A 2,935-nucleotide genomic window follows, 5' to 3' on the forward strand; every position below is an offset into this window, starting at 1 on the left:
TGGAATGAGCCCAGACTAAATCATGGTTACCCAATACAGCATAGATGCCATGGCGACTTTCCAGGTGCTTCAATCGCCGCACTAGTAGATGAATAGGAGTTGGGCTATTGGTTACGTAGTCCCCAGTTAACACGACGAGATCAGGTTCAGCTTGATTAGCGGCTTCAATAGCGTCAGCTAAGATATTTTCTCGTAACTGCTGTCGATCATAATGTAAATCGGATAGTTGTACAAGCTTTGTACCTCGCAATGACGTAGGTAAATCAGCGATCGCAACGGTGATTTTTTCTACCCTTAAGGGTTCTGAAAATATCCAATTCATCCAGCTAATCGTGAGGGTCATTAAACACTTGCTTCCAGCATAGCTTAGCTATCAGCTATCAGCTATCAGCTATCAGTTATCGTAAGCATTCAGCATTCAGCATTCAGCATTCAGCTTTGAGCCTGTGGCGACGCTAGAGTAGCAAACCGTTAAGAATACAAGAGGTAAGCCTTGGCCTTGCCCTTTGGGCTTTTACCCAGACTTTCAATTCTCATTAATCTCGAACTATTAAATTCTCCGGTTCAAGGTTTATTTTAAGTAAGCTGACCGCTGACCGCTGACCGCTGACCGCTGACCGCTTAAAATATAATTTTTAATTACAGATAAAATCAGGATTTTTTTGGATTAATAAAAATTTTGACATTGTCTTTTGACCAAGCTTGAGGATAAATTCTATTTTGGTAAGTTATTTCCTCAGCTTGGTTCGTTTTATCAGGTTCAGGTTTAGTTGAAAAAATTGCACAAGGAATAAATTTGCTATTGCTGGAAAGTTCAGATTTACTGGCTGATATATTCTTAACGTTTATATGTTCAATCCTCACTGGTGAATCAGTCTGTTCTTGTAACAGTATCCACAATGGGTATTCCCAGTCATTGTCACCTAAATACAGTCCAATATCTGTACATTGACTACTTTTAAACACATCAATAGCACCGAGGTAACCTGATTTGATTCGAGACCTACTGTTAAAATATTGCTCAGTACGGCTAGTGTTGAAAATACTGTTAGCGCCCACAAGCGGTCTTTCTCTACCAGATAATGCCCATGGTAAAGATGTCATGATCAGAACCACTGCTATCACATTGGCAACTTGAGGTAGCTTAATTTGGGACAATACTATTCCGACTACTGCAGAAAAAAGTAAAAAAATTGGTAAATGAAGCCGACTATTCCACCATTGCCATTTCAACAGGAAACAAAATAGCATAAATATGCTACTAATTACAGCAATATAACTGATTATATAGCGTTGCTTTCGACCCTGTCGTTGGATGAAACAAGCGATGACAGAGAAAACGATTAAAACTAGATGAAGGGTATTGCTAGTGTTGTTTTCTGTAGCATTAATTCCCAGAGTTGATAATCCACCAGGAATCCCAAACTTTTTGGTATAGGTAGTGCGGGGGTCACTAATATCTACACTTAAAACGAGATGGAATAAATTAATTATCTTATTGGAGATACCATTAATAATCCCAATCGGTGTTCCCAGGTGAAGACCAATATTTCTCAAAATATTGGATACTAAGACTGAGGCTGTAAAAGTTTCATTAGTATATCGTAGTTCTTCTGACGCCGTAGCAATTGGAGTGCCATACAAGTCCAAGTTACGGATATAGTGACCAAGATTAAGTAAAATAACAATAATCCCTACCGCTAAAATTGGCTTCCACCATCGCCAACGTAGGCGCTTAATCATCATCAGTGAAAACCAGATAAATAAGGGGAATGTATAAATATAGGCTGTTGCTTTCGTAACAATAGCCATGCCCATGGTAGCACCAACCCCTACTATATTAATCCAGCTAACTCTGGATTTGAGAGTCAAAAGAATAAAGTATGCCAAACAAATCACCCAGAACGAAACCACATAATCATTCTGGGTACTTGACCCTTGTAGAATTCCCATCGGAATAGTCGCAGCGACGACAGCAGCAAAAACTTGTCCTCGTATACTCGCTCCCAGTTGTTTAGCAATCAGAGATACCCCAATCACGCTACCAATCATACTGAACCATTGGACAAGATTAGCTAAGCGATCGCTTCTACTCAGGAGTTGAAAATGCATTATCGTGAATTCAGCCCAAGGGTTTTGGTAAAGCTGTCTGGAAATATGGGTAGGATAATGAGCAACACTGTGATGCTGCATCCAATGAAGCACACGACTCATGTGGTAAGTCATGGAATCCCAGGTGTTGGGAGGCGCAACCATAGCAGTTAAGCCTACGATAGCGACCAGAAATCCTATACCTCCAAGTAAGACAAGTAAAAAACCAGAGATTTGGTCATTCCCATGTTGTGAATCCTCGGTGCGGGTGACTCGTTCTGGTTTAAAAGTCCGAAAGTAAGCAACAATCAACGTCAGACTCAGTAAACCCCAGATACCTGCTATCCAACCCCAAGTAATTAACTTAAATAAACTTAAAACTTCAGTGATAAAGGTTAACAAGACTCCCCAGGTAATAGCTGCCCACAATAGGGAACTACGCCAGCAATAATTGTAACGATAGATGAAGATAAATAAAACAGTGAAGGTAATCAGAGGGAGCAAAGCCAACATATAGCAATTTTACGACTTGTGAGGTACAAATTTCTGGTTTTTAGGGAGCAGGGAGCAGGGAGCAGGGAGCAGGGAGTTCATGTAGGGTGGGCAGTGTATCAGACAGATTCCAGAGTTTGTAATCGGGTGGCTCGGCACTGCCCACCATCGGATTATGACTAACGAAAAAGATTGTATTTTAAGATACAGAATATTGCCCTAAACCCATCCCTCCAGCCAATTTTTTTACCTTCTTCGTAAGTGCGACCATAGTAAGATATTCCTACTTCATAGATACGGCATTTCTTTTTAGCAACCTTAGCAGTAATTTCCGGTTCAAAGCCAAACCGAG

The 2,935-nt window shown here is 40.5% G+C and carries 2 protein-coding genes; both read right to left on the reverse strand.

Features of this window, described 5'->3' with window-relative positions:
* Positions 1 to 343 (reverse strand): metallophosphoesterase (locus F6K52_RS34845; RefSeq protein WP_293089548.1); only part of this gene is annotated, 343 nt, incomplete at its 3' end.
* A 308-nt stretch (positions 344 to 651) separates the two neighbouring features.
* The gene (locus F6K52_RS34850) at positions 652 to 2,604 is read right to left on the reverse strand and encodes a glycosyltransferase family 39 protein (protein ID WP_293089550.1); all 1,953 of its coding nucleotides are present in this window, start codon (positions 2,602 to 2,604) and stop codon (positions 652 to 654) included.
* Positions 2,605 to 2,935 lie beyond the last annotated feature (331 nt).

It is taken from the genome of Moorena sp. SIO3H5 (assembly GCF_010692395.1).
In the GTDB taxonomy this organism is placed as follows: domain Bacteria; phylum Cyanobacteriota; class Cyanobacteriia; order Cyanobacteriales; family Coleofasciculaceae; genus Moorena.